This window comes from Microbacterium sp. RU33B (genome assembly GCF_900155915.1).
In the GTDB taxonomy this organism is placed as follows: Bacteria; Actinomycetota; Actinomycetes; order Actinomycetales; family Microbacteriaceae; genus Microbacterium.
In genome coordinates this window covers 550,218-576,131 of the sequence record NZ_FTPO01000002.1, presented here as the reverse complement: position 1 = coordinate 576,131, position 25,914 = coordinate 550,218, and the positions used below count along the sequence as shown (strand labels likewise).

24 protein-coding genes and 1 tRNA gene are annotated in these 25,914 nt (G+C 71.8%); 8 read left to right on the top strand and 17 right to left on the bottom strand.

Annotated elements, in window-relative coordinates; translation table 11 throughout:
* The first annotated feature begins 73 nt into the window (after positions 1-73).
* From B0B14_RS12370 to B0B14_RS12360, 3 genes are all read left to right on the top strand, one after another.
* Positions 74-670 carry a hypothetical protein gene (locus tag B0B14_RS12370; protein WP_076682222.1) on the top strand — a complete coding sequence of 199 codons (597 nt, stop codon included), beginning with the start codon at positions 74-76 and terminating at the stop codon, positions 668-670.
* A gap of 121 nt (positions 671-791) precedes the next feature.
* On the top strand, positions 792-1,226 hold the full coding sequence (locus tag B0B14_RS12365) for a DUF6325 family protein (protein ID WP_076682220.1): 435 nt from the start codon (positions 792-794) through the stop codon (positions 1,224-1,226).
* Positions 1,223-1,573 carry an SHOCT domain-containing protein gene (locus tag B0B14_RS12360; protein ID WP_076682218.1) on the top strand — a complete coding sequence of 117 codons (351 nt, stop codon included), beginning with the start codon at positions 1,223-1,225 and terminating at the stop codon, positions 1,571-1,573. Before B0B14_RS12365 ends, B0B14_RS12360 begins: the two co-directional genes overlap by 4 nt.
* 22 nt (positions 1,574-1,595) lie before the next feature.
* On the opposite strand, the gene B0B14_RS12355 is transcribed toward B0B14_RS12360, so the two are convergent.
* Both B0B14_RS12355 and B0B14_RS12350 read right to left on the bottom strand, forming a co-directional pair.
* Positions 1,596-2,693, bottom strand: coding sequence for an AI-2E family transporter (locus B0B14_RS12355; RefSeq protein ID WP_076682216.1), 1,098 nt, complete (start codon positions 2,691-2,693; stop codon positions 1,596-1,598).
* Between the two features lie 46 nt (positions 2,694-2,739).
* Positions 2,740-3,477, bottom strand: a complete 738-nt coding sequence (locus B0B14_RS12350) for a potassium channel family protein (protein WP_076682214.1) — start codon at positions 3,475-3,477, stop codon at positions 2,740-2,742.
* 83 nt (positions 3,478-3,560) lie between these two features.
* Here B0B14_RS12350 and B0B14_RS12345 point away from each other — a divergent pair, with 83 nt between their 5' ends.
* Positions 3,561-4,946 (top strand): DUF2252 domain-containing protein, encoded by a 1,386-nt coding sequence (locus tag B0B14_RS12345; protein WP_083710578.1) that lies wholly within the window; start codon positions 3,561-3,563, stop codon positions 4,944-4,946.
* Here B0B14_RS12345 and B0B14_RS12340 read toward each other — a convergent pair.
* The 7 genes from B0B14_RS12340 to B0B14_RS12310 all read right to left on the bottom strand — a co-directional run bounded on the left by B0B14_RS12340 (position 4,937) and on the right by B0B14_RS12310 (position 11,361).
* Positions 4,937-5,338, bottom strand: a complete 402-nt coding sequence (locus B0B14_RS12340; protein WP_076682212.1) for an MmcQ/YjbR family DNA-binding protein — start codon at positions 5,336-5,338, stop codon at positions 4,937-4,939. The two genes, B0B14_RS12345 and B0B14_RS12340, sit on opposite strands and share 10 nt — an antisense overlap.
* Before the next feature lie 41 nt (positions 5,339-5,379).
* Positions 5,380-6,513 (bottom strand): alcohol dehydrogenase catalytic domain-containing protein, encoded by a 1,134-nt coding sequence (locus tag B0B14_RS12335; RefSeq protein WP_179085316.1) that lies wholly within the window; start codon positions 6,511-6,513, stop codon positions 5,380-5,382.
* Between the two features lie 45 nt (positions 6,514-6,558).
* The gene (locus B0B14_RS12330) at positions 6,559-7,044 is read right to left on the bottom strand and encodes a heat shock protein transcriptional repressor HspR (protein ID WP_076682208.1); all 486 of its coding nucleotides are present in this window, start codon (positions 7,042-7,044) and stop codon (positions 6,559-6,561) included.
* Positions 7,045-7,067: 23 nt separating this feature from the next.
* Entirely contained in the window at positions 7,068-8,069 is a 1,002-nt protein-coding gene (locus B0B14_RS12325) for a DnaJ C-terminal domain-containing protein (protein WP_076682206.1), read from the bottom strand.
* Between the two features lie 9 nt (positions 8,070-8,078).
* Positions 8,079-8,678, bottom strand: coding sequence for a nucleotide exchange factor GrpE (locus B0B14_RS12320; protein WP_076682204.1), 600 nt, complete (start codon positions 8,676-8,678; stop codon positions 8,079-8,081).
* Positions 8,679-8,680: 2 nt separating this feature from the next.
* On the bottom strand, positions 8,681-10,546 hold the full coding sequence (dnaK, locus tag B0B14_RS12315; protein WP_076682202.1) for a molecular chaperone DnaK: 1,866 nt from the start codon (positions 10,544-10,546) through the stop codon (positions 8,681-8,683).
* A 131-nt stretch (positions 10,547-10,677) separates the two neighbouring features.
* Positions 10,678-11,361 (bottom strand): GntR family transcriptional regulator, encoded by a 684-nt coding sequence (locus B0B14_RS12310; protein ID WP_076682733.1) that lies wholly within the window; start codon positions 11,359-11,361, stop codon positions 10,678-10,680.
* Between the two features lie 70 nt (positions 11,362-11,431).
* Between B0B14_RS12310 and B0B14_RS12305 the strand changes: the two genes are divergently transcribed.
* Positions 11,432-14,260, top strand: a complete 2,829-nt coding sequence (locus tag B0B14_RS12305; RefSeq protein ID WP_076682200.1) for an FAD-binding and (Fe-S)-binding domain-containing protein — start codon at positions 11,432-11,434, stop codon at positions 14,258-14,260.
* Between the two features lie 143 nt (positions 14,261-14,403).
* Here B0B14_RS12305 and B0B14_RS12300 read toward each other — a convergent pair whose 3' ends face one another.
* Positions 14,404-15,528 carry a class I SAM-dependent methyltransferase gene (locus B0B14_RS12300; RefSeq protein ID WP_076682198.1) on the bottom strand — a complete coding sequence of 375 codons (1,125 nt, stop codon included), beginning with the start codon at positions 15,526-15,528 and terminating at the stop codon, positions 14,404-14,406.
* Between the two features lie 96 nt (positions 15,529-15,624).
* On the opposite strand from B0B14_RS12300, the gene B0B14_RS12295 reads away from it, so the two are divergent.
* On the top strand, positions 15,625-17,058 hold the full coding sequence (locus B0B14_RS12295) for an MFS transporter (protein WP_076682730.1): 1,434 nt from the start codon (positions 15,625-15,627) through the stop codon (positions 17,056-17,058).
* Between the two features lie 6 nt (positions 17,059-17,064).
* Here the strand turns inward: B0B14_RS12295 and B0B14_RS12290 are convergent, their stop codons facing one another.
* Complete coding sequence (locus tag B0B14_RS12290) at positions 17,065-19,113, bottom strand: prolyl oligopeptidase family serine peptidase (RefSeq protein ID WP_076682196.1); 2,049 nt, start codon at positions 19,111-19,113, stop codon at positions 17,065-17,067.
* A 306-nt stretch (positions 19,114-19,419) separates the two neighbouring features.
* A complete protein-coding gene (locus B0B14_RS16805) occupies positions 19,420-19,968 on the bottom strand; it encodes a MarR family winged helix-turn-helix transcriptional regulator (RefSeq protein ID WP_076682194.1) in 549 nt (182 codons plus the stop codon).
* 135 nt (positions 19,969-20,103) lie between these two features.
* Between B0B14_RS16805 and B0B14_RS12280 the strand changes: the two genes are divergently transcribed.
* Entirely contained in the window at positions 20,104-20,847 is a 744-nt protein-coding gene (locus B0B14_RS12280) for a MarR family winged helix-turn-helix transcriptional regulator (protein ID WP_076682192.1), read from the top strand.
* Positions 20,848-20,970: 123 nt separating this feature from the next.
* On the opposite strand, the gene dcd is transcribed toward B0B14_RS12280, so the two are convergent.
* Together dcd and B0B14_RS12270 are read right to left on the bottom strand one after the other, a co-directional pair.
* On the bottom strand, positions 20,971-21,576 hold the full coding sequence (gene dcd / locus B0B14_RS12275; protein ID WP_076682190.1) for a dCTP deaminase: 606 nt from the start codon (positions 21,574-21,576) through the stop codon (positions 20,971-20,973).
* A 9-nt stretch (positions 21,577-21,585) separates the two neighbouring features.
* Positions 21,586-22,557: a hypothetical protein gene (locus B0B14_RS12270; protein ID WP_076682188.1), complete on the bottom strand. Its 972-nt coding sequence runs from the start codon at positions 22,555-22,557 to the stop codon at positions 21,586-21,588.
* A gap of 84 nt (positions 22,558-22,641) precedes the next feature.
* Here B0B14_RS12270 and B0B14_RS12265 point away from each other — a divergent pair, with 84 nt between their 5' ends.
* Positions 22,642-23,667, top strand: a complete 1,026-nt coding sequence (locus B0B14_RS12265; protein ID WP_076682728.1) for an NADPH:quinone reductase — start codon at positions 22,642-22,644, stop codon at positions 23,665-23,667.
* A 22-nt stretch (positions 23,668-23,689) separates the two neighbouring features.
* Here B0B14_RS12265 and B0B14_RS12260 read toward each other — a convergent pair.
* The 3 genes from B0B14_RS12260 to B0B14_RS12250 all read right to left on the bottom strand — a co-directional run bounded on the left by B0B14_RS12260 (position 23,690) and on the right by B0B14_RS12250 (position 25,892).
* Positions 23,690-23,760 (bottom strand) — tRNA-Gly (locus B0B14_RS12260).
* Between the two features lie 65 nt (positions 23,761-23,825).
* Entirely contained in the window at positions 23,826-24,896 is a 1,071-nt protein-coding gene (locus B0B14_RS12255) for a choice-of-anchor E domain-containing protein (protein ID WP_076682186.1), read from the bottom strand.
* Positions 24,897-25,016: 120 nt separating this feature from the next.
* Entirely contained in the window at positions 25,017-25,892 is an 876-nt protein-coding gene (locus B0B14_RS12250) for an EamA family transporter (protein WP_076682184.1), read from the bottom strand.
* Positions 25,893-25,914 lie beyond the last annotated feature (22 nt).

Here is a 25,914-nt window from a genome sequence, read left to right as displayed (position 1 = left end):
CTCTGTGCGACGTCACGGGGTGCCGTGGGCGCCGGTTCCACCTTACCGGAGGGGCCTCTCGTACCCTGGAGGCATGCCCCGACTGCACGCAGACGCCGATCCCGCCCGATGGGTCGCGGTCACCGAATCGCTCGGCTTCCGTGGCCGCCGTCATCGGAAGGCCGCGATCCGGATGCTGCTGACGCAGGCGAACTCGTCGCTCGGAGCCGACCAGCGCCCCGGCAGCGGGTTCCTCGCGTGGACCCTGAGCCAGGCGACGCCGTTCCTCATGCGCAAGGCCGCCGGACGCGTGCTCGCGTGGGTGTGGAAGTCCGATCCCGATCTGCTCGCGGTGATGGCCCAGGTGCAGGAGGCCACCCCGCAGCTGCGCACGGCGCGCGCGATGATGCCGATGGAGTACGACGACACCGAGTCGTTCCCCACGCCCTTCCTGGGCGTCGGGGAGAAGCTCGCGATGCCGCTGCCGCCGACGCCCGGGCAGCCGCCGTTCGCGACCTACACGTGGGACACGGGCACGCACATCGTCACGGTCACGGCCGTGTGCTCCGACCGGGAGCGCTTCGGCACGGTCCTCGGCGACGTCGACGCCCTCGCCCGGACTCTCCGGATCGTCGACGACCTCTCCCTCGGAGAGTCTGGCAACGTCCTGCGCATCGAGCCGTCGTCCTGACCGCGCCTGGTCGGACGCATCCCTTCTTCACAGCTCGGATCACTGTCGCAGGATGCCTGCGAGCGCTAGCGTCGGAGGCGGACCCCGCGCCCCCGCGCGAGGCCGGCGAAGGGAAGCGCGCATGGTGGAGTTCCGATACGGTCCCGTCGAGTTGTATCTCGTCGGCTTCGAGGGCGATCGGCCCGACCCCGCCGTCATCGCCGCCCTCGTCGAGCAGCTCGAGAGCGGCCTCGTCCGCCTCCTCGACTTCGTGCTCATCTCGAAGTCCGCGGACGGCGACATCACCGTGACCGAGATCGAGACCGAGGAGTTCGGTCTGGGCAGCGTCGAGCTCGCCGAACTCGGTCTCGCGGGCGACGAGGACGTCGCAGACCTCGCCGAGCTGATCGAACCGGGCACCTCGGCAGCCCTGGTCACCCTCGAGCTGCTGTACGCCCGCAAGCTCGCCGAGCGGGTCGCGGCATCCGGTGCCGTCGTGCTGAGCTCGGAGCGCATCCCCGCACCCATCGTCAACGCGATCCTCGATGCAGCAGAGGACGAAGGAGAACAGTCATGATCCGTCGTGGAGGCCGCCCCGGCCTGATCGGTCTCGCCGCCCGCACCGCCGTCGTGGCCGGAACCGCACAGGCGGTCTCGGGCGGAATGGCCCGCAATCAGCAGGCGAAGTCGCAGGCGCAGTGGGAGCAGCAGCAGTATCAGGCGGCCCAGCAGCAGGCGCAGATCGACGCTGCGGCGCAGGCGGCCGCGGCGCAGTACGCGGCCCCGGCGGCTCCCGCCACCCCGGCGGCTCCCGCGGCCGGATTCGATCTCGTGGCCGAGATTCAGAAGCTCGCCGCGCTCAAGGACGCCGGCGTGCTCGACGACGCGGAGTTCGCCGCAGCGAAGGCGCGCCTGCTCGGCTGAGCATCCGGTCCGGGAGTCGCGACTACGGTCGCGGGCCCGGATCGAGCGCGCCCGCGGCGGCCGGGTCGCCGGAGAGCCAACGCAGCCATCTGCTCTTCGGGTCGCCCTCGAGCACGACTGCGCGCACGAGCAGCGTCAGCGGGATCGAGAGGATCGCGCCGAGCGGGCCGATGATGAACGTCCAGAAGATCACCGAGAAGAAGCTCAGCGTGAGGCTGAGGTTCACGGCGTCGCTGACGAACTTCGGCTGGATGAGCACCTGCAGGGTGACGTTGACGACGCTGTAGATCGCGACGACCGCGAGCAGGAGCGGCCAGCCGCCCACGACGAGCGCGAGGATCGCCGGCGGCACGAGACCCAGCACGAAGCCGATGTTGGGCACGAAGTTGGTGACGAAGGCCAGGATCGCCCACACGATCGGGGCCGGCACGCCCAGCGCCCAGAGGGCGAGGCCGTCGATCACCGCGACGACCGCCCCGAAGGCCGCGTTGACCACGTAGTAGCGGCGCACACCCGTGTTGAACGAACGCACCCGAGCGAGCGTCGGCCGCGCCGTGCGCCCGAACGACGCCTCGGCGCGCGCGTAGCGGGAGCCGTCGGCGGCCATGAAGATCACGTAGGCGAGCACGAAGAAGAATGCCGTGAGCGCGCCGAGGGCGGTGCCTCCGATCGAGGTCACGAGCGAGAGCACATTGGCGGGTTCGAGACCGGATGCCGCCGAGCCCGCCGCCTGCGCGTCGAGTCCGATCGACTGCAGCCACGACACCACCCCGGCGGCGGCGTCGCGGAGCTCGTCGGAGAAGTCGCCGATGAGGCGGACGAACTGCACTCCGGCGAAGAAGAGCAGCAGGGCCAGGAACGCGAGGATGAGGTAGCCCAGCACGATCACGGCGGTCGTCGCCGCCCATCGCGGCCATCCGCGCCGCTCGAGCGGGTGGCGCAGCGGGTGGCAGATGATGACGATCACGGCCCCCAGCACGAGGGGCCCGACGAGCTCGCGGCCCGCGTGCATCCCCGCGAGCACGACGACGGCGGCCGCAAGGCCCAGCAGCACGCGCAGCGTCGGGCCGAGTGCGGGTTGCGGCGCGGGCGGCGGGACGGCGGCGTGCTTTCGCTTCACGCGGCCAGGCTAGCGCGGCCCGGCATCCGCCGAGCCTCTGTCGACGTCACTCGCGGGGTGCGGCCTGGCGTCCGGCGTCCGCTTCGTCGAGGTGCCCCGGCAGCCGGAACGGCGTGCGCAGAGCCTCTTCGCCAGCCGGGCGCGGTCCGGTCACCCGCTCGAGCACCCACGACGAGATCGTCGCGACGATGAGGCCCACGAGCACGACTCCGCCGGCCATGAGGAGCACGGCGAAGACGCGGCCCGTGACCGTGACGGGGGCGTAGTCGCCGTAGCCGACGGTCGTCACGGTGCAGAAGGCCCACCACACCGCATCGCCGAAGCTGTCGATCGTCGCCCCGGGTGCGCCGCGCTCGGCCTCGAGGACGACGAGGGAGACGTACCAGATCAGCAGGAGGGCGGTGCCGACGCCGTAGATGAGCAGCTGTGCGCGCAGGGACGATCCCGCCGAGCGACGGAACGTCGTGATCCGGGTGAACGCGTCGAGGAGGCGCACGGGCCGCAACGCCGGGATGAACACCATCGCCAGTGACGTCAGGTGCGAGCGGAACCAGACCGCACGCGGGCGGGAGAGCAGGAGCCGGACGACGTAATCGACCACGAACACGAGCCAGGTGATGCCGATCGTCACGGTCGTCACCGTGCGCGAGACACCGTTCACCTGACCGATCACGTGCACCGTGTACGTGACGAGGAAGACCAGCGCCGCGATCGTGAGCGGCCAGTACATCGCCTCGCTCCACCTGTGCGTCGCCTCTGTCTCCCCGGGGCGGAATTTCGTCATGGGCGGACTCTACCGCCGACGCACCCTGCCCGCAGAGGAGGTCGCGCGGGGCCGCGGAGGCGCCCGGATGCCATGATGAGCGCATGACCGCGCAGCCCGTCGTCCCGATCGCCGACTCGTGGGTCCACCCGCCGTCGGTCGACGTCCGCATGCAGTCCGGCCGCGCCGCGCGGCGCCGTGTGCCCCGCAGCAGCCTCTCGGTGCTCACCACGACGACGCGCGACCCCCTCGGCATCCTCGACGAGCAGAACGGCACGCGCCTGCAGGACCTCGTTCCGCTGCGCGTCGCGCGGATGTCGCAGAGCCCGTTCGCGTTCTACCGCGGATCGGCCGCGGTGCAGGCGGCAGACCTGGCCGCCGATCCGCACAGCGGGATCCTCGTGGCCTCGTGCGGCGACGCGCACGTGGCGAACTTCGGCTTCTACGCCTCGCCGCAGCGCACGCTCGTGTTCGACCTCAACGACTTCGACGAAGCGGCCTGGGCGCCGTGGGAGTGGGACGTCAAGCGCCTCGTCACGAGCATCGTCATCGCGGGCCAGGACACGTCGCGCGACGAGACGGTGACGCAGGATGCTGCGCTCGCGGCAGTGCGCGCCTACGCGCGCGCCATCGCGACGAGCGCCCGCATGAGCCCGCTCGAACGGTTCTACACGCACTACGACGTCGATCAGGCGATCAACAGCACCGACCCCGCGTCGCGCGCCGCGATGCGCCAGGCGATCGCCGACGCGGAGAAGCGCACGGGTGAGCGCGCCGCCCGGAAGCTGACCCACCGCGACGAGGGCGGTCGCCTCACGCTCGTCGAGCGCCCTCCCACGATGACGCGCGCGGCGCCCGAGATCGCCCGTGACCTCGAGGGGCACGTCTTCGACTACCTCGACTCGACGCGCCCCGACGTCCGCGTGCTGATGTCGAACTACGTGACGGCCGACGTGGCGCGTCGTGTCGTCGGTGTCGGGAGCGTGGGCACGCGGTGCTACCTCATCGTCTTCCAGGACGGCGAGGACAACGCGCTGCTCCTGCAGGCCAAGGAAGCCGATGAGAGCGTCCTCGCGAAGTACGGCGGCATCCCGCAGCCTCCCGCGCTGACGGCGCACATCACCGCCCACGGACAGGGCGGGCGGGTCGTGGCGATGCAGCGCGTGCTGCAGGCCTTCAGCGATCCCTTCCTCGGATACCTGCGCGTGCCGGACGCCGACATGTACGTGCGGCAGTTCCACGACATGAAGGGCGGCGTCGACATCGAGACGCTCGATGACCGTCCGTTCGCGACCTACGCGACCGCGTGCGCCGTAACGCTCGCCCGCGCGCACGCCCAGTCGTCGACGGCGCCCCAGGTGGCCGGCTACATCGGCAACGGACGCCTCGTGGGCGAAGCCCTGCTCGAGTGGGCGCTGGCCTACGCCGAGCTGTCGCGCAGCGACTACGAGGCGTTCACGGCCGCGAATCCGGCGTCCGCTCAGCCCTGATCGGCGAGCAGGGCCTTCGCGGCGGCGGATGCGCGCACGAGCCAGGCGTCGGTGATCACCTCACGGAGATGGTCGGCGTCGATGACGTCGAGCCTCGCGAGCACGGCCGGGTACCCGGCGAAGTGCGGGATCGTGAAGAACCGGTCGGGGAACGCCGCCAGCAGCTCCTCCGTGCCTTCGAGACCCTCGGTGCGGATGCCGATGACCGGACCCTCGGGCCACGCCCGACCCGCCGCTTCGAGCTGGGCCAGGTCGGTCTTCCCCGGCTCGCGCTCCCACACGAACGCGCCCTTCTTCGTGCGCCATGCGGCGCCGCCACGATGCCCGTCGACCTTCTCGAAGGTCTCGGGGAGCGCCAGCGCGATCGCCCGCACGTCGTCGAGGGTGGCCATGCGGCCAGTCTGCCCGGGCGGGCGGGCGGCATCCACCCCTGTCAGAACGAGATGAGCTGACGCAGCTCCCCGCCCGCGGCCAGGCGATCCATCGCGGAGTCGAGGTCGGTGAGAGCGATGCGCGACGAGACGAGGCGCTCGAGCGGCAGCCGACCCTCGCGCCAGAGGTCGACGTACGTCGGGATGTCGCGACGGGGCACGGCCGAGCCGAGGTAGCTCCCGATGACCGTGCGCGCTTCGGCGGTGAGCTGCAGCGGCGACACCGACGCCCGCGCGTCCGGGGCGGGGAGCCCGACCGTGACGGTCGTGCCGCCGGGGGCCGTGAGAGCGAGCGCGGTCTCGAGCGCGCGGGCCGACCCCGCCGCCTCGATCACGACGGGGGCACGGATGCCGCGCTCCGCGGCGTCGGCCGGCCCGAGCGCGTCGACGGCACCGAGCTCTCGCGCGAGGGCGAGCTTGGCGGGGACGGCGTCCACCCCGATCACCTCGAGGCCCAGCGCGACCGCCACGAGCAGCGCCGCCATGCCGACGCCGCCGAGGCCGACGACGATCAGCCGCGAACCGGGGACGGGGCGACCGGCGTTGATGACCGCACCGCCGCCGGTGAGCACGGCGCAGCCCAGCAGAGCGGCGATCTCGGCCGGCACGTCGGGAGGAACCGGCACGACCGACGTGCGGCTGACGACCGCGTGGGTGGCGAAGGCGCTGACTCCGAGATGGTGGTGCACCGCCTCGGTGCCGGGCCCCTCACCGGCGGCGGAGCTCGTCGACGGGCGCGAAAGCCGGATGCCGCCGCCCACGAGCGTGCCGGCGTTGTTCGCGGCCGTCCCGACCTCGCACGGCAGCCGGCCGTCGGTCAGGCATCCGTCGCAGGTGCCGCAGCGCGGCAGGAAGGTCATGACGACCCGGTCGCCGACGGCGAGGTCCGTGACGCCGTCGCCCAGCTCCTCGACGATCCCCGCGGCCTCGTGCCCGAGGAGCATGGGCGTCGGACGCCGGCGGTTGCCGTCGACGACGCTGAGGTCGGAGTGGCACACCCCCGCCGCCTCGATGCGCACGAGCAGCTCGCCCGCGGCGGGCGGGTCGAGCTCGATCTCGCCGACGCGGAACGGCCGGGAGGTCGCGAACGGCGCGTCGGCTCCGGACACCTCGAGCACTGCTCCCGTGATCTTCACGCGCACCTCCTCGTTCGCGGCGCGGAGTCGCGCGTGACGTCGACGCTACCGGGTCTCGTCGTACTCGTCGTCGTCCGCGGCGTCGGGCTCGGGGGCCGCCTCCAGCTGCGGCCGCGGCCGCCACAGCGCGATCTCGGCCGCTCGGCGCACCCGCGTCCCGCGGCGCAGCGACACGACCGCTCCCGACGTCCCCGCGGCGAACACGCGCGCGCCGGGGCGGCGCTCGAGCTCGTGCCGCACGCGATCCTCGAGGTCCTGCACGCGCGAGTGGAGGTCGCGCACGCGGCTCTCGAGCTCGAGGATGCGCGCGATGGCCGGAAGGCCGATCCCCTCGGCCGACATCCGTCCGACCTCGCGCAGCTGCTCGATGTGGCGCACCGAATAGCGGCGCGAGCCCCCGGGCGTGCGCCCCGGCACGACCAGCCCGAGCCGGTCGTACTGGCGGAGCGTCTGCGGATGCATCCCCGACAGCTCGGCCGCCACGGCGATCGCGAACAGCGGGGCGTCCGCGTCCACTTCGCGTTCAGGCATCCGTCCTCACTCCTCGCGGGATCTCAGCCGCGCGCCTTGGCCATGAGGTCGGCGCGCGGGTTCTCCTTCGGCTCGAGCTCCTGGAACTGCTCCAAGACCTCGCGGGCCCTGTCGTCGAGGTGCGCGGGCACAGCGATCTGCACCTCCGCGAGGAGGTCGCCCGTGCCCTTCGGCGTCTCGACGCCGCGGCCCTTCACCCGGAGCACGCGACCCGACGGCGTACCGGGCGCGACGCGCAGCTTCACGGGCTCGCCGCCGAGCGTCGGCACCTCGATGGTCGCTCCGAGCGCGGCCTCGGTGAACGTCACGGGCACCGTGACGCGCAGGTTGAGACCCTCCCGCGTGAAGACGGGATGCGGGCGCACCGTGATCGAGACCACGATGTCGCCGGCCTCGCCGCCGTCGGCGGAGGCCCGACCGCGACCGCGGAGGCGGATCTTCTGCCCGTCCGACACCCCCGCGGGGATCTTCACCTTGAAGGGCTTGCCGTCTTCGCCCTGGAGCGTGATCGTCTCGCCCTTCGTCGCCGTCACGAAGTCGATGGTCGTGCGCGCCGTGACGTCGGCGCCCTTGGTCGGGCCGCCGTAGCCGCGGAAGCCGCCGCTCGGCTGACCGAACCGGCCCGAGCCGAAGCGTCCGCCCTGCGCCTGCTCGAACATCGAGAAGATGTCGTCGTAGTCCGCCCCCCCGCCTGACGACTGGTACCGCACGTTCCCGCCGCGGTTGAACTGGCTGAAGACGTCTTCGAACCCGCCGGCGCTCTGGCCGCCCGCCGTGAAGCGGGCACCGGAGCCCATCGCGCGGATCTGGTCGTACTCCTCGCGCTGCGCCTTGTCGGACAGCACCGCGTACGCCTCGCTGACCTCCTTGAACTTCGCCTCGGCTGCGGCATCGCCCTGATTGGAGTCAGGGTGATAGGTGCGGGCGAGCTTGCGGTACGTCTTCTTGAGGTCGGCTTCGGAGACGTCCTTGGAGACGCCGAGCACCTTGTAGAAGTCCTTGTCGAACCAATCCTGACTCGCCATCGCCGCCGCCTACTCCGCCGGGACGGCGACGACGACCTTCGCAGGGCGCAGTTCGATGGAGCCGAGCCGGTAGCCCGTCTCGACGACCTCGAGCACCGTCGCGGTCTCGACGCCGGGCGTCGGCACCTGGAAGATCGCCTCGTGCTGCTGCGGGTCGAACGCCTCCCCCGCCGCGCCGTAGGCGATCACGCCGAGGCGCTCGGAGACGCCGCGCACCTTCTCGGCGATCGCCGTGAAGGGCGTGCCCTCCACGAGGTCGCCGTGCTTGTCCGCACGGTCGAGGTCGTCGAGCACGGGGAGCAGAGCCTTGACGGCCTCGCCCTTCGCGCGCTCGATGTCGACCTGGCGCTGATCCTCGGTGCGACGGCGGTAGTTCGCGTACTCGGCGGTCAGCCGCTTGAGGTCGGCGAGGTACCCCGCGGCCTCGGGCGGAAGGTCCACCGCGTCGTCGGCGGTCAGGGCGTCGTCGGTCTGGTCGGCGTTCAGGATGTCGTCCACCGTCAGCGGCTCCTGGGCCTGGCGCCGGTCCTCCTGCGAGTCGGGGCCGGAGACATCCGTCTCCGACCCCTCCTCACCGGGGACCTCGTTCTCGAAGTCCTTGTCGGTCATGGTTACTTCTTCTCGTCCTCGTCTTCGACGACCTCGGCGTCGATGACATCCTCTTCGGGGTTCGGCACGTCGCCGTTGCCCGGGTCGGTCGCCGTCGGGTCGGGCGTCTCGCCGGCAGCCTGCGACGACGCGTAGATCGCTTCGCCGAGCTTGCCCTGGCTCGCGTTGAGCTTCTCGAACGCCGCCTTCACGGCGTCGTCGTCCTCGCCCGCGAGCGCGGCCTTCAGCGCGTCGACGTCGCCCTGCACGTCGGACTTGACGTCCGCAGGCAGCTTGTCGTCGTTCTCCTTGATGAGCTTGTCGATCGAGTACGCGAGGGTCTCGGCCTGGTTGCGGACCTCGGCCGACTCGCGGCGCTTCTTGTCCTCCGCGGCGTTCTCCTCGGCCTCGCGCACCATGCGCTCGATGTCTTCCTTGGGCAGCGACGAGCCGCCCGTGATCGTCATCGACTGCTCCTTGCCGGTGCCCTTGTCCTTCGCAGAGACGTGGACGATGCCGTTCGCGTCGATGTCGAAGGTGACCTCGACCTGCGGGATGCCGCGAGGGGCCGGGGCGATGCCGGTCAGCTCGAACGTGCCGAGCGGCTTGTTGTCGCGCGTGAAGTCGCGCTCGCCCTGGAAGACCTGGATGGCCACGGACGGCTGGTTGTCGTCGGCGGTCGTGAAGGTCTCGCTGCGCTTGGTCGGGATGGCCGTGTTGCGCTCGATGAGCTTGGTCATGATGCCGCCCTTGGTCTCGATGCCGAGGCTCAGGGGGGTGACGTCGATCAGCAGCACGTCCTTGCGCTCGCCCTTGAGGACGCCCGCCTGGAGCGCGGCGCCGACGGCGACGACCTCATCGGGGTTGACGCCCTTGTTCGCCTCCTTGCCGGCCTCCTGCTTGACGAGGTCGGCGACGGCGGGCATGCGGGTCGAGCCACCCACGAGCACGACGTGGTCGATGTCTCCGACCTTGATGCCGGCTTCGCGGATGACGTCCTCGAACGGCTTCTTGGTGCGGTCGAGCAGGTCCTTGGTCAGGTCCTCGAACTTCGCGCGCGTGATCGTCTCGGAGAGCGACACCGGGCCGCTGTCGGTGAGCGAGAGGTAGGGCAGGTTGACGCTGGTCGACATGGAGCTGGAGAGCTCCTTCTTCGCCTGCTCCGCGGCCTCCTTGAGGCGCTGGAGGGCGATCTTGTCACCCGACACGTCGACACCGGTGGTGTCCTTGAACTGCTTGATGAAGTACTCCACCAGGCGCTGGTCCCAGTCGTCGCCGCCGAGGCGGTTGTCGCCGGCGGTCGAGCGCACCTGGATGGTGGAGAAGTCGTCGTCCTTGCCCACTTCGAGCAGCGAGACGTCGAACGTTCCGCCACCGAGGTCGAAGACGAGGATGAGCTCGTCCTCCTTGCCGCGGTCGAGGCCGTAGGCGAGGGCCGCAGCGGTGGGCTCGTTGATGATGCGCAGGACGTTGAGGCCCGCGATCTCGCCGGCCTCCTTCGTGGCCTGACGCTCGGCGTCGTTGAAGTAGGCGGGGACGGTGATGACGGCATCCGTCACGGCGTCTCCGAGGTACTGCTCGGCGTCGTGCTTGAGCTTGCCGAGGATGCGCGCCGAGATCTCCTGCGGCGTGTACTTCTTGCCGTCGAGGTCGAACTTCCAGTCGGTGCCCATGTGGCGCTTGACCGACGAGATCGTGCGGTCGACGTTGGTGACGGCCTGGCGCTTCGCCGTCTCGCCGACGAGCACCTCGCCGTCCTTCGTGTACGCGACGACCGAGGGGGTCGTGCGGAAGCCTTCGGCGTTGGCGATGACCTTCGGCTCGCCGCCCTCGAGGACGGAGACGACCGAGTTGGTCGTCCCGAGGTCGATTCCCACAGCACGTGCCATGTGATTCTCTCCTTCGTTGAGAATTGGTTCCTGAATGTTGAGTCTTGGGGGCTCAAGTTCGAGCCATGTCCCACACTAGTCGCCGACGACGAAGAGTGTCAAATGAACTTGAGCCAGTTCATATCAAGTTTTCAGGAAGGCGGAGAATCGGATGCCTCGGGCCCGGCCACGCCACCCAGCCGCTCCGCGAGTCGCTCGCGCGCCCGCCCGAGGTGCACGGAGAGCAGGGCGGCGGCGGCATCCCCGTCACCCGCCTCGATGAGGGCCAGCAGCCGCGCGTGCTCGTCGACGATGACGTCGGTGGGCAGCAGCGATGCCCCCTGCACCTGCGACATGCAGAACACGACCTCGGAGGCGAGGGTGTCGTACATCCGGCTCGTCCGCTCGCTCCCGATCGCATCGATCAGGCTGCGGTGGAAGCGCATGTCGGGTTCGACGACGTCGCGCGGCGACGCGTCGGCGAGGGCGGCGATCTCGTCGTTGGCGGCACGCGCGGCATCCGGAACCGTCCGCGCCCGCGCGAGCGTGCGCAGCACCTCGGCCTCGACGATCTCGCGGCTGCGGTAGACGTCGCGGGCGTCGTCGGGGGTGAGCCGCACGACGCGGGCCGTCTTGTGGGCGCTGCGCACCAGCAGCCGCTCCCGCACGAGGTTCTCGATGGCGGCTTTGGCCGTCGGCCGCGCGACCTCGTACTCGTCGGCGATCTCGACCTCGGCGAGGGGCGTGCCCGGCGCGAGCGCGCCGGACAGCACGCGGGTGCGCAGGGCGTCGGTCACGGCATCGATGATCGACACCACCGCGAGCTTCGAAGCCATGCGGCGATGGTAGCCGAGATGCACGACACGTCACCTTGACAGGCCTGTCTACTTGTCTGACAATCTGAGGATGCCTGCCATCGAGGGAACGATCGCCCCCGAGATCGCCGCGGCGGTGTCGGACGCGTCGCGCGTGTCGACCCGCGCGATCGACCGGGTCGCCTACGCGAGCGACGCGTCGCACTTCCTCCTGACCCCTCAGGCCGTCGTCGTGGCCCGCGACGCCGACGAGGTCGCCGCGCTCCTGCGCGCCGCCACGGCGTCGCGGTCGCGCGTGACCTTCCGGTCGGGCGGCACGAGTCTGTCGGGGCAGGCCTCCGGCGGCGACCTCCTGATCGACACCCGGCGGGAGTTCCGGCGCATCGACGTGCTCGACGGCGGGCGGCGGGTGCGCGTGCAGCCGGGAGCGACCGTGCGCCAGGTCAACATGCGCCTCCTCCGCCACGGCCATCGACTCGGCCCCGACCCCGCGAGCGAGGCCGCGTGCACGATCGGCGGAGTCGTCGCCAACAACTCCAGCGGCATGGCGTGCGGCATCACCGAGAACACGTACCGGACGCTCGAGTCGATGGTCGTGGTGCTGCCGAGCGGGACGATCGTCGACACCGCCGCCGACGACGCCGACGACCGGCTCGCCGAGTGCGAGCCCGAGCTCTTCGACGGTCTCGTGCGACTGCAGCGGCGCGTGCGATCGAACCCCGAGTCGGTCGCGATCATCGAGCGGCAGTTCGCGATGAAGAACACGATGGGCTACGGCGTCAACGCGTTCCTCGACTTCGACTCCCCCGCGCAGGTGCTCGCCCACCTGATCATCGGCAGCGAGGGCACGCTCGCGTTCGTCGCCGAGGCGACGTACCGCACGGTCGCGATCACACCGAGGATCACGACGGCCCTCGCGGTGTTCCGCACGCTCGACGACGCGACGCGCGCGCTCCCCGCCCTCGTGGAGACCCGGGCCGCGACGCTCGAGCTGATGGATGCCACGAGCATCCGCGTGGGGCAGTCGTTCGCCGACGCCCCCGCGCAGATCCTCGGCTTCGACGTCACGTCGGAGGCGGCCCTGCTCGTGGAGTACCACGCGACCGACGACGACGAGCTGGCCGAGCTCGCCGCGCGCGGCCAGGCGGTGCTCGGACAGGCGCCCCTGCGCACCACCGCCGTGTTCTCGCCCGATGCGAAGGCCCGCGCGACGGCGTGGAAGCTGCGCAAGGGCCTGTACACGTCGGTCGCCGGCGTGCGGCCCTCGGGCACGACCGCACTGCTGGAGGACATCGTCGTGCCGGTGCCGACGCTCGCCCCCACGTGCGACGCGCTCCAGGACCTGTTCGCCCGCTACGGCTACCGCGACTCCGTCATCTTCGGGCACGCGAAGGACGGCAACATCCACTTCATGCTCACCGACCGGTTCGAGGGCGACGAGGCGATGGGCCGCTTCGCCGGGTTCACCGACGACATGGTCGACCTGGTGCTCGACGCGGGCGGAAACCTCAAGGCCGAGCACGGCACGGGCCGCGTCATGGCGCCGTTCGTGCGGCGGCAGTACGGCGACGAGCTGTACGACGTCATGCGCGCCCTCAAGCAGCTCTGCGACCCGTCGGGCATCCTCAATCCGGGCGTCATCATCGGCGACGACCCCGATGCGCATCTGCGGGATTTCAAGCTCGCCGAGCCGATCGAGGTCGAGGCCGACCGGTGCGTCGAGTGCGGCTACTGCGAGCCCGTGTGCCCGTCGAAGGACCTGACCCTCACGCCCCGCCAGCGGATCGTCGTGCGCCGCGGGATGGCGCGGGCCGAGGCATCCGGCGATCACGCCCTCGCGGCGAGTCTCGAGAAGGACTACGACTACTCCGGCATCGACACGTGCGCCGTCGACGGCATGTGCGTGACGGCCTGCCCCGTGCTGATCGACACCGGCGCCCTCGTGAAGCGCCTCCGCCGGGAGTCGGCGAACCCCGTGCTGGCCGCGGGATGGACGACCGCAGCGAAGGCGTGGGGACCGGTCACGCGTGCGGGATCGATCGCGCTGACGACGGCGGACGCCGTGCCCGTCGGCCTCGTGCGCGGGGCCACCACCCTGGGCCGGGCGGTGCTCGGATCCGACACCGTGCCGCAGTACTCCGCGGATCTGCCCGCCGGCGGCCCCGCGCGCCGCCCGCGCGCCGGCAGTGCCGGATCCGGACCGGGCGATCCCGTCGCGGTGTACCTGCCGGCGTGCGTCAACAGCATGTTCGGCGCCGCGGGCGACGGCATCGGGGTGACCGAGGCGTTCACCCGTCTGGTCGATCGCGCCGGCGTGCGGATGATCGTGCCGGACGGCATCGAGGCGATGTGCTGCTCCACCCCCTGGACGTCGAAGGGCTACTCCGGCGGACGCGCCGTCATGGCCCGCCGCGTGATCGACGCGGTGCGCGCGGCCTCCGTCGACGGCGAACTCGTCATCGTGAGCGACGGCGCGAGCTGCACGGAGGGCTTCGCGCACATCTTCGACGACGCGGGGCTGCCCTATCGCACGGAGGACGCCGTCGACTTCGTCGCGCGCGTCGTGCTGCCGGTGCTGGGCGACATCCCGCCGCTCGTGGATTCGCTCGTGCTGCATCCGACGTGCTCCTCGACGCAGATGGGGCTGAACCCGGCGCTGCTCACGGTGGCCGCGGCGGTCGCCCGCTCGGTGACGGTTCCGGATGCCTGGGGCTGCTGCGGCTTCGCCGGCGATCGCGGAATGCTGCATCCCGAGCTCACCGCCTCGGCGACCGCCGCCGAGGCCGCCGAAGTGCGCGCCCTCGACGCCGACGCGCACGCCTCCTGCAACCGCACGTGCGAGATCGGCATGACCCGGGCCACGGGAAAGGAGTACCGTCACGTGCTCGAGCTGCTCGAGGAGGCGACCCGCGACCGTTGACCGGCCGTCCACCGGGGCTGCACCGGCAACGCGGTGCGCACGGATGCGGAGACGCCGCCCGACGCGCCGGCGCGACGTCGATCCGGACGGGGTGTCGGGAGCGGTCTCCGCGGGCGTGCACGCGGAGTCTCCGGCGAGCGGCCTCAGGCGCGACGGGAGGCGGTGATCGTGAAGGTCGGGTTGCGCGCGATCTGGCGCGTCGGGCCCACGAGCCGCTCGAGGTCGCCGCGGTACCGGAGGTGCGAGTTCCAGACCGCCCACAGCTCGCCCCCGGGTGCCAGCACACGACCGGCGTCGGCGAAGAGCTTCCGCGCGATGCCGGGGTGCACGGCGGCTCCGATGTGGAACGGCGGGTTCAGCACGATGAGCTCCGCGCTGCCGCTCGGCACCGACGACAGGGCGTCGTCGCGCACCACGTCGACGCGATCCCCCACGCCGTTCGCCGCCGCCGTCGCCGCCGCGGATGTGACCGCCGCGGCGGACTGATCGGTCGCGCGCACCCGGAGGCCCGGCCGGCGCAGCGCCAGGGCGGTGGCGAGCACTCCCGTGCCGCAGCCCAGGTCGATCGCGTGCGCGGCGTCGGGCACGGCGTCGTCGAGATGCTCGAGCAGGAACCGCGTCCCGATGTCGACGGATGCCCCGGCGAAGGCCGCCCCGTGCGCCACGATCCCGAACCCGGTCCGCGCATCGCGGTGCGACACGGGCCAGCGCGTGGCACCGGCATCCGGGATCACGCCCGTCGCGATCAGCACGCGGGCCTTCTGGCGGGCGTGCGAGATGTCGAGGCGTGCGAAGCGCGCCCGCAGCACGTCGTTCATCGCGACCGCCATGTGCTTGACCATGCCGCCCGCGAACACCCGCACGTCCGACGCGGCGTGCGCGGCGATCGTCGCGGCGATCTCGTCGAGGGCGTCGAGCGAGCGGGGCAGGCGCACCAGCACGACGCGCGCCCCGGCGACCAGCGCGGCATCCAGCCCGTGCGAGGCGAAGCCGTCGTCGAGGCCGAGCGCGCGGGCGTTCGCCGCCAGGGCGAGCTCGCCCGACAGGGCATCCTGATGGACCCGGATGCCGCGAGCGCCCGACCTCGCCGCGGCGCCCAGCGTCAGGGCTCCGTACGCGTCGCCGATCATCACGACGGTGCCGTCGGGGGCCGCAGCGAGCGCGTCGGCCGCCTCGTCCAGCAGCAGCCGGTCGGCGGCGTCCGAGGCGGAGAGCTCGGGACCCTCGACATCCGGATGCCGCGACAGGCGCGAGAAGTCGAAGTCCACGTCACCACGTTAGGCGTAGCCTGGCCTCGCACCGCACCGGCGCGGTGCGTGCCGGACGCCACCGCCCGTTCACCGAAGGACCCTACCGTGCCCGACATGAGCTCTTCCGACGGAAGCCCGCAGACGACTCCGCCCATCTTCAAGACGGCGGCACTTCGCACCGACGGGCTCGACGCCACCCCCGTGCCGCGCAGGCAGGTCTTCTCGTGGGCGCTGTGGGACTGGGCGACCCAGCCGTTCAACTCGGTGATCCTGACGTTCGTCTTCGTCTCGCTCTACCTCGTCTCCGATGCGTTCCTGCCGGCCGATGTCGCGGCGCAGAACGCCGACGGGTCGCTCGTGTGCTCGCAGGCGGCGGATGCCGGCACGGCGTACTGCCAGGGGCTGTCGAATCTGGCGGAGTGGTACGGCTGGATCGCGTTCGCGGCCGGCATCCTCGTTCTGCTCCTCGCACCCGTGCTCGGCCAGCGGGCCGACGCCCGCGGCAACAAGAAGCGCTGGGTCATCGGGGCGACCGCGGCCCTCGCCCTTCTGCAGTTCTCGCTCTTCTTCGTCTACGCCGACCCCGCCTTCTTCTGGGTCGGCGCCGCGATCGTCGCCCTCGGCTCGGTCGCGTCGGAGATCGCCGGCGTCAACTACAACGCGATGCTCGTGCAGGTCTCCACGCCGAAGACGATCGGTCGCGTGAGCGGACTCGGCTGGGGTCTGGGCTACATCGGCGGCATCCTCGCCCTCGTGATCGTCGTCGTCCTGACGCAGCTGGAGTGGTTCGGGCTCGACGTGTCGGGCGGCCTCGCCTACCGCCTCATCGCCCTGGGCGCCGCCGTCTGGACCGTCGTGTTCGCCCTGCCGTTCGTGTTCAACGTGCCCGAGGCGCCGGCGCGGCTCGACCGCGAGCGCGTCGGCTTCTTCCAGAGCTACGGCGTGCTCGTGAAAGACATCGGCAACCTGTTCCGCCACCACCGCCCGACGTTCTGGTTCCTGGTCGCCAGCGCCGTCTACCGCGACGGGCTCGCGGGAGTCTTCGCGTTCGGCGGGGTCCTGGCGGCGGTCTCGTTCGGCTTCTCGCCGACGGAGGTCATGATCTTCGGCATCGCGCTCAACCTCGTCGCGGGCATCTCGACGATCCTCGTCGGCTGGCTCGACGACCGCTTCGGCGCCAAGGCTGTCATCGTGACGGCGCTCGTGGTGCTGATCGCGAGCGCGCTGTTCGTATTCCTGTTCCGCGAGGAGGGGAAGATCATCTTCTGGATCGGCGGGATCATCCTCTCCGCCGCCGTCGGACCGGCTCAGGCGTCGAGTCGCTCGCTGCTCGCACGCGTCACGCCGAACGGCATGCAGGGGGAGATCTTCGGGCTCTACGCCACGTCGGGGCGCGTCATGAGCTTCCTGTCGCCGCTGCTGTGGGCGCTGTTCATCGGGTGGTTCGGCGCGACGCACTTCGGCATCCTGGGCATCGTGATCATCCTCGCGATCGGCCTCGTGCTGCTGCTCCTGGTGAAGCTCCCGAAGCACGTGCGCGCGGAGTAGTCGCCGTCAGAGCCGGAGAGCGTCGGCCAGGAACGCGTGGATCGTCGCGTGCAGCGCGGCCGTCGCGGCGTTGTCGATCGTGCCGGCGTGCCCGCCCTCGACCGGCTCGAGGTAGTGCACCTCGGCATCCGTCTCCTCGCGCAGCCGCGCCGCCATCTTGCGCGCCTGCACCGGACCGACGCGGTCGTCGCTCGTCGCGGCGTAGATCAGGCTCGGCGGGTAGGTGCGCGCGGGGTCGATCAGGTGGTACGGCGAGAACGTGCGGAGGAACTCCCAGTCGGCGGGGTCGTCGGGGTCGCCGTACTCGGCGATCCAGCTCGCTCCGGCCGACAGCCGCGTGTATCGGCGCATGTCCAGCAGCGGCACGCCGCACACGATCGCCCCGAAGTCGTCCGGATACGTCGTGAGCATGTTGCCGACCAGCAGCCCGCCGTTGCTGCGCCCGTGACAGCCGATGCGTGCGGGCGAGCTGACGCCGCGGGCGACGAGGTCGCGCGCGACCGCGGCGAAGTCCTCGTACGCGCGGTGGCGGTTCTCCCGGAGGGCGGCGAGGTGCCACGCGGGCCCGAATTCGCCGCCGCCCCGGATGCCCGCCACGACGAACACTCCGCCGCGCTCGAGCCAGGCCGGGCCGACGATGCTCGGGTACTCGGGCGTGAGCGCGTGCTCGAACCCGCCGTAGCCGCTCATCAGCACGGCGCGCTCGGGCCCGGGGGCCTGCGGCCCCACTTCGAAGTACGGGATGCGGGTGCCGTCGGCCGAGACCGCCCACTGCTGCCGGGCGACGAGCCCCGTCGTGTCGAAGACCGCGGGCGCGGCATCCGTGATCCGCGAGTCCCCCGTGACGGCGTCGGCGACGAGGAGCGTCGTCGGCGTGAGGAATCCGCGCGCCACGAGCCACAGCTCGTCGTCGACCTCGGCGTCGGCCGTCGCGATGTCGATCGAGAGGATGTCGCCGCCCACGCCGACCTCGAGCGGCACGGGTGCCCACTCCGCCGCCGGGTCGAGGGAGACGAGCCGGCTCTGCACGTTCTCGAGGAGATCGAGCACGAGCCTGCTCGCGGTCCAGCGCCACGACGCGAGCACCGTGTCGCTCGACGGCGCGAACGCCACGCGCAGCGCCGACCCGTCGCCCTCGGTCAGGGTCTCCAGCGGCCCGACGAGCAGGGTGCCGCCCGGGTGCCGCTCGCCCGCGACATCCCAGTCCGTGGTGGTGCGCACCGCCACGAGGTCGCCGTGCACGTCGACGTGCGCGTCGCTCGGCGCGGCGATGCGCACCGGCACGACGCCGTCGCCGTGGCGCCACACGTGGACGTCGGAGTGGAAGAAGTCGCGCGCGAGCACGACGACGGCCGTCGCGCGTCCTCCGCTGCGGTCGACATGGACGAAGGCGCCGACATCGGTGCGGTCGGCGGTGAGGACGACGGACGCATCGGCGAGCGGGGTTCCGCGGCTCCACACGCGCACCGTCGCGGGATAGCCGGAGTCGGTGACGGCGCCCCCCGCGATGCCCGTCGCGACGAGGAGCGTGTCGGCGTCGAGCCAGGCGACGGCGGACTTGTCGACCTCGAGGGCGAACGGATGCTGCGCCGCGTCGACGAAGCCCGCCAGGCCCAGGTCGTACTCGCGCAGGATGCGGGCGTCGCCGCCGTCGGGTGAGAGACCCACGAGCACGCGACCGGTGCCGGTCGGGCCGTGCCAGGCTCTCGCGAAGGCCCACGGCACGCCCTCGGCCGCGCCGAGCGCGTCGACGTCGAGCAGGGTCTGCCACTCGGGCGCTCCCGCGAGGAACGACTGCCGGCTGCTGCGCCGCCAGACCCCCCGCGGGTGCGCGGCATCGCGCCGAAGGTCGTACATCCACTCCCCGCGCCGGCTCGGGATCACGATGCGCGCGGGATCGTCCAGGATGCCGCGCAGGCGCGCTTCGAGCGCGCTGCGCCCGGGCGAGGCGTAGCGGTCCTCGGTCTCCGCGGTCCGCGCCGCGGCCCACGCGAGGGCGTCCTCGGCATGGATCTGCTCGAGCCAGAGATGCGGGTCTTCGGGAGGGGTGCTCATCACCGGCTCAGCCTAACCAGGGCCGAACCTGCTCAGTCCGCGTGAGCGTAGCTCCTGAGCTCCGGTCCGGGAGCGTTCGCCTGTCGCGATCCGCACGCAACCCCGCGAGTTGCGACAGGCGAACCGGGGGGAGCTCCGCCGGGGTGCTCGCCTGTCGCAGTCCGCGAGCCCCACCGCGAATCGCGACAGGCGAACCGACGTGTCAGCCTCGCCCGGCGGCTCGCCTGTCGCGATCCGCAAGCGGCACCGCGAGTCTCGACAGGCGAGTCGGCCGAGTCGGCTCGGCAGGCTCTCGCACGCGACGGGTCAGCTGCGCGGCCAGGCCTCGGCGAGCTTCGCGAGCAGACGGGCGAGCTCGGCGCACTCGTCCTCGGTGAACGACGTGAGGGCGCCGGCGATCGTCTCGCGGCGGTCGCCGCGGAATCCCCGCACGATCTTCGAGCCGTCGTCGGTGAGCACGATGCGCGTGCGACGCGCGTCGTCAGGGTCGGCCTCGCGGCGCACGAGACCCATCTCGACGGACTGCTGCACGAGTCGCGAGGCGCGCGGCTGATCCACCCCCACGGCCTCCGCGATCTCCCCGACCGACAGAGGGGCGGATGCCGCGGCGAGCGCGTCGAGCAGGCGCAGGCGGGCGGGTCCGCCGAACCGCGCTCCGGCGACCCACGGAGGCGGGCCGTGGTGCGGCATCCCGTGCACCCGGGGGCCTCCGCCGTGCCCGTGCGGACCACCCCGCCCCCACGGCGCACCGTCGTCGGAGCCCTCGCCCCACGGCGTGCGCGGCCCGCGGCGCCCGCGGAGGCGCGAGAGGGCCGCGGCGATGACGTCGACGGGATCGGTGCTCTCGGTGGCCATGCACCCAATTTACATGCGACTTGACATGTATCCACATTGCATGTCACACTGCATATACATGTTCTCTGACATGCATCATCGGCGGCACAGACGCATCGGCGCCCGCAGCCGCCCCCACGAATCGAAGGACTTCCCATGAACACCGCACACGATCAAGACATCCCCTCGACGCCCGACGAGGGCGTCCCCACCGACCGTCGTCCGCTCGGCTACTGGCTCCGCGTCGTCGACGCGCTGCTGACCCGGGAGTTCGCGACGGCCTTCGAGAACGAAGAGGTGTCGCGACGCGAGTGGATGCTGCTGAGCATCATCGCCGGCGACGTCGAGCGTCCGGGTCTCGCCGAGCGCTTCGCCCGCAAGGGCAAGAAGCTCCGCAGCCTCGAGGACCGCGGATGGGTCGCGCAGACCGCCGACGGCACCTGGTCGCTCACCGACGAAGGCCGTGCGGCCAAGGAGCGACTCGGCGGCATCGTCGACGGGCTCCGCTCCCGTGTCGCCGGCGCGGTCCCGCCCGAGGACTTCGCCACCACGATGGCCTCGCTCGAGGCCATCGCGCGCGAACTCGGCTGGGACGACGAGGCCCGCATGCCGCGTCACGGCTTCGGCCGAGGCGGACGCCGGGGCTTCGGTCCGGGCCTGCGTCCCGGATTCGGTCCGGGTCACCGCTTCGGTCCGGGATTCGGTCCCGGCCGCGAGTTCGGACCCGGGCACGGCGACGGCCGCGGCCGTGTATTCCCGCACGACGGCGACGGCCACGGTCGCGGCCGCGACTGCGCACCGCACGGCGGCCACCCGCACCACGGCCGCGGTGGCGCACGCGCCGAGCAGGCCTACGAGCGCGGCTTCGACGCCGGGTTCGCGCGCGGGCGCAGCGCCTGAGGGCCTCCTCGCGCTGCCGGTCCGGCCGACGCGCGACGGATGTCCGGCGCGCATCCGAGAAGGAGCAGCGCCATCGACGAAGGGCACCGGGATTCCCGGTGCCCTTCGTCGCGCAGGCGTCGGTCAGGCGCCGATCGCTCCCGCATCGGTCGTGCCGACATCCGTGCGGTGGAAGTTCTGGAACGAGCGGGATGCCGTGGGACCCCGCTGACCCTGGTACCGGTTGCCGTAGGGCCCCGAGCCGTAGGGGTTCTCGGCGGGCGACGAAAGCCGGAAGTAGCAGACCTGACCGATCTTCATGCCCGGCCAGAGCTTGATGGGCAGCGTCGCGACGTTCGAGAGCTCGAGTGTGACGTGTCCGGAGAACCCGGGGTCGATGAAACCGGCCGTCGAGTGCGTCAGCAGGCCGAGCCGACCGAGCGACGACTTGCCCTCGAGTCGGGCCGCGACGTCGTCGGGCAGGGAGATGAGCTCGTAGGTCGAGCCGAGCGCGAACTCGCCCGGGTGGAGGATGAACGGCTCGTCGGGTGCGACCTCGATCAGGTGCGTGAGGTCGGGCTGATCCTCCGCCGGATCGATGAAGGGGTACTTGTGGTTGTCGAAGAGCCGGAAGTACCTGTCGAGCCGCACGTCGACGCTCGATGGCTGCACCATCGAGTCGTCCCACGGCTCCAGGCCGAGGCGTCCGGCGGTGATCTCGAGTCGGATGTCGCGGTCGCTGAGCAGCACGGGGCCAGCCTACTCGCGCCCCGCGGCGGGCCCGGATGCCGTTACGGCCGCTCCCGAGGACGGCTCGCCTGCGGGTGACGGGGTCTGCGGGTCGCGTCTGCGGAGACGACGGAGGAGGACCGATCCCGCGGCGCCGACGATCACGGCCACGAGAAGCGGCGGGAGCACGAGTTCGGGCATCGTGAGCGCCGAGACGAACACCCGGATGCCGTACTCGGCCATCTCCCCCGGGTAGGGCGCCAGGACGCGCGTCCCCGCGGCCGACGACACGGCGGTGAAGAACGCCGGGCCGATCCACAGCGCCGCGAGGCTGACGATGACCGCCGCGACCCTGCCGGCTGTGCGGAACCCGCACCACGCGATCGCGCATCCGACGAGCACGGGCGGCAGCCAGCGCAGGACGAACAGGATCGGCTGCACGAGCTCGTACGGGGCGACGGTCATGACGTCGCGGAGCGCGACCCCGATCCAGCTCGCCGAGACGAGCGCGGCCAGGGAGAGGGCGATCGTCGCGCCGGCCACCTGCGCCCGCGCGATGAGCAGCAGCACGAGCAGGCTCATCGAGAGGGAGACGAGGATGATCCCGACCACGAGCCCGGCGTAGAGCGCGCTGCGCGCCGAGTCCTCCAACGACGCCACCGTCACCGCGGTCGCCTGCACGGCGGCGACGACCTGCACGAGCATCACCCCGCCGACGAGCGCCAGCGCGCCGAACCGGGGGCGCTGCGCGGCCAGGGAGCGCCCGGCGATCCCCGCGCTCGCTCCGCCGACGACGAGGAGCGCGACGATCGACGTCAGGAAGTACTGACTGAACGGGAGCAGCGCGAACGGGGTCTCGGTCGTGGACGGGTCGGCCGCGAGGTTCTGCAGCGGCAGCCGCGCACCGGTGACGAGCCACGGGAGCAGCCCCGCGACAGCGCCGGCCACCCCCATGCCGAACCACACGAGGAGGGGGAGAGGTCGACGCTCGGCGGTGCTCATCCGCGCAGACTAGTCGAGGCCGTGGCGGATCGGCCGGCGAGGCGCGGCGGAATGCGGGCGCCGTCGATCGCCTTGCACCTCACCATGCGTGCAATCGTCTACTCCCAGCCCGGCAGCTCCTCCGTCCTCGACCTCGTCGACCGCGAACCGGCGTCGCCGGGTCCTGACGACGTGCGGGTCCGGATCGCCGTGTCGGGCGTCAACCCGACGGACTGGAAGGCGCGGTCGGGGGGAGTGCCTCCCGAGTTCGCCGAGGTGGTCCCCAATCAGGACGGCGCGGGCGTCGTCGACGCCGTCGGGTCGGATGTCTCGGGCCTGAGCGTCGGCGACCGCGTCTGGCTCTTCCTCGCGGCGCATCAGCGTCCGACCGGCACGGCGCAGGAGTTCACCGTCGTCCCCGCGAGCCGCGTCGTGCGCCTCCCCGAGGGCATCGGCTTCGACGTGGCCGCCAGCCTGGGCGTTCCGGCGATGACCGCCCATCGCGCGCTCACGGTGCACGAGTCCGGGCCGGCGCACCTGGCTCCGGGCGCGCTCGCGGGTCGCGTGGTGCTGGTGCAGGGGGGCGCGGGGGCCGTCGGGCACGCCGCCATCCAGCTGGCCGTCTGGGCCGGTGCGACGGTCATCGCGACCGTCAGCAGCGACGACAAGGCCGAGCTGGCCCGCGCGGCGGGTGCACACCACGTCCTGCAGTACCCGGATGCCGGGCTTGCCGCCAAGATCTCCTCGCTCGCTCCGGGCGGAGTCGACCAGATCGTCGAGGTCTCACCGACCCAGAACGCGGCGCTCGATGTCGAGGTGCTCGCCAACCACGGCAGCATCGCGTACTACGCCAACAACAACGGCGAGGAGTTCACGGCCCCGATCGTGGCGAGCTTCGCGAAGAACGCGCGCTGGCAGGGTCTCCTTCTCTACACCGTCGGCCCGGAGCCCCTCGCTGCCGCAGCACGCGACATCACCGCCGCTCTGCAGGACGGTGCGCTTCCCGTAGGCGCGGATGCCGGGCTGCCCCTCACGTGGTTCCCGCTCGAGGAGACGGCATCCGCTCATGACGCGGTCGCGGCGGGGGCCACCGGCAAGGTCCTCATCCGCGTCGCCGACGACCTCGTCTGAGGGGAGGGAGCGGACCGATCGGAGGGGCTGACGGGAATCGAACCCGCGCTATCTGCTTGGGAAGCAGAAGTTCTGCCATTGAACTACAGCCCCGAGCGCCTGGAGGCGCCTGGACAGCATAGCAAAACGCGTGATCGAGCCCGCCAGGCCCCCGGACGCTACGAGGCGCTCGAGCGCCGGCGCGCCAGAAGGAGCACCGCGCCCAGTGCGGCGATTCCCGCACCCCACAGCACGAGCGGCTGGGGCTCGACGCCGGTCGCCGCGAGCGCGGTCGCGCGCGCGGTCTGGGCCACGGCAGGCGCGGGAGAAGCGGGCGACGCAGACTCCGGCGTCGGCGTCAGAGGGAGCGGACCGGCGGGCGTGACCGTGCCCGTGCCGACCGGCGGCTCTTCGACCTCGACCGGGCACGTGACGATCGCGGGGATCGTCAGCGTCCATGCGGCCACCGCGCCGGGTGCCAGCGCGTACCCCTCCGCGAGCGCGGCCGTGACCACGACCGAAGCGCCCTCGCGCACCTGCGTGTACGCGACACCGTCCTGGACGGGGATGACCACGGTCTCCTCCACCCCGCACGCCGCGCCGGTCGTGACGGTGGGCGCGATCGGCGTCGTCGCGATGTCGCGGGTCTGGTAGACGTAGCGGTACGCCACGGTGAGCGTTCCGAACGTCCTCTGGTTCGCGACGACGTTGCCACCGCCGCCCGTCGTGGTGGTGCCCGTGAGCGAGTCGTACGTGACGTTCACCGCTCCCGGTCCGATCCAGCCCGCCTCCGACGACGTGTAGGTCGGAAGCGTGACCTCGTTCTCGATGCGGCCTTCGACCGGCTCGCCGACGGGAATCAGGAGGAAGCCGGTGTCGAACGCCGCGATCGAGGCCGAGCTGCTGAAGTCCGACGCAGCGGGCGAGGACAGCAGAAGCGTCACATTGCCCGAGATGCGCATGCGCTGCGCCTGCGCGGCGGTGTTCAGGAAGGAGTAGTCGGTGCTCCAGCCCGACGTGGTGACGATCTCGATGCTCTGGAAGTCGCCCAGCGCGGGATCGAACTTCTGAATCGGAAGCGACATCGAGAAGTCGGTGGTCTGCGTGTCCGACACCGTCACCCAGTCGGTGGTGACGGTCTCGGATGCCGCGGCCGGCAGAGCGGTCGCGACGACCGTTCCCGCCGAGATCGCGGCGACGGCGGCGGCGGTAGCGATCAGCTTGCGCGCGCGACGACGGATGGTGTTCATGTGTCTCCCCAGACAGACAGAGTGGCCGCCCCCAGTGGCAGGCTCAGGAGAGAGACGTCGGGGATCCCGGACTATTACGCGATTCGCCGGAATCTCCTCCGGCAGGCTGCGGGGAGGCGTTCAGCCCAGCGGCTCGGCCGTCTCCCTGGCCGCCCGGGTCGAGGCCAGGACCGCACCGACGCTGGCCGCGATCACGAGCGCGATGCCCACGAGTTCGAGCCAGGCGAGGTGCTGACCGAGCAGCACGAAGCCCGCGAGGGCGGCCGTCGCCGGCGCGAGGCTCATGAGGATCGCGAAGGCGGCGGCGGGCAGGCGGCGGAGCGCGACGAGCTCGAGCGCGTAGGGGATGGTCGACGACAGGATGGCGACGGCGGCGCCGAGGGCGACCAGGTCGAGGCGGAGCAGGGCGGACCCCGCATCGGCGATGCCGAACGGCAGCGACATCACGGCGCCGGCGAGCATTGCGAGCGCGAGGCCGTCGAGCTTCGGGAACTGCCGCCCGACCCGGGCCGAGGAGAGGATGTAGAGCGCCCAGCTCGCCGCGGCGCCGAGGGCGAACAGCACGCCGATCGGGTCGAGCCGATCCCAGCCGCCGCCGCCGAGGGCGGCCACGCCGACGACCGCGAGCAGCGCCCACAGCCAGGCCGAAGCCCGCCGGCTCACGATGATCGACAGCGCGAGAGGGCCGAGCACCTCGATCGTCACCGTGACGCCGAGCGGCAGTCGCTCGAGGGCGAGGTAGAAGAGGCCGTTCATGAGGGCCAGCACGCCGCCGAACCCGATCACCGAGAGCCACGCCTCCCGCGTGCGCCCACGGAACGACGGGCGGGCGATCAGCAGCAGCACGATCGCCGAGAAGACGAGACGGAGCATGACCATCCCGAGCGGGCCGACATCGTCGAACAGCAGGACGGCGAGCGAGGCGCCGACCTCCTGACACGCGAGACCCGCGACGACGAGCAGGACGGCGGTGCTGCCGGCGGCTCGAGTGGTCACCGGGTCACCCTACGCGCCCCGC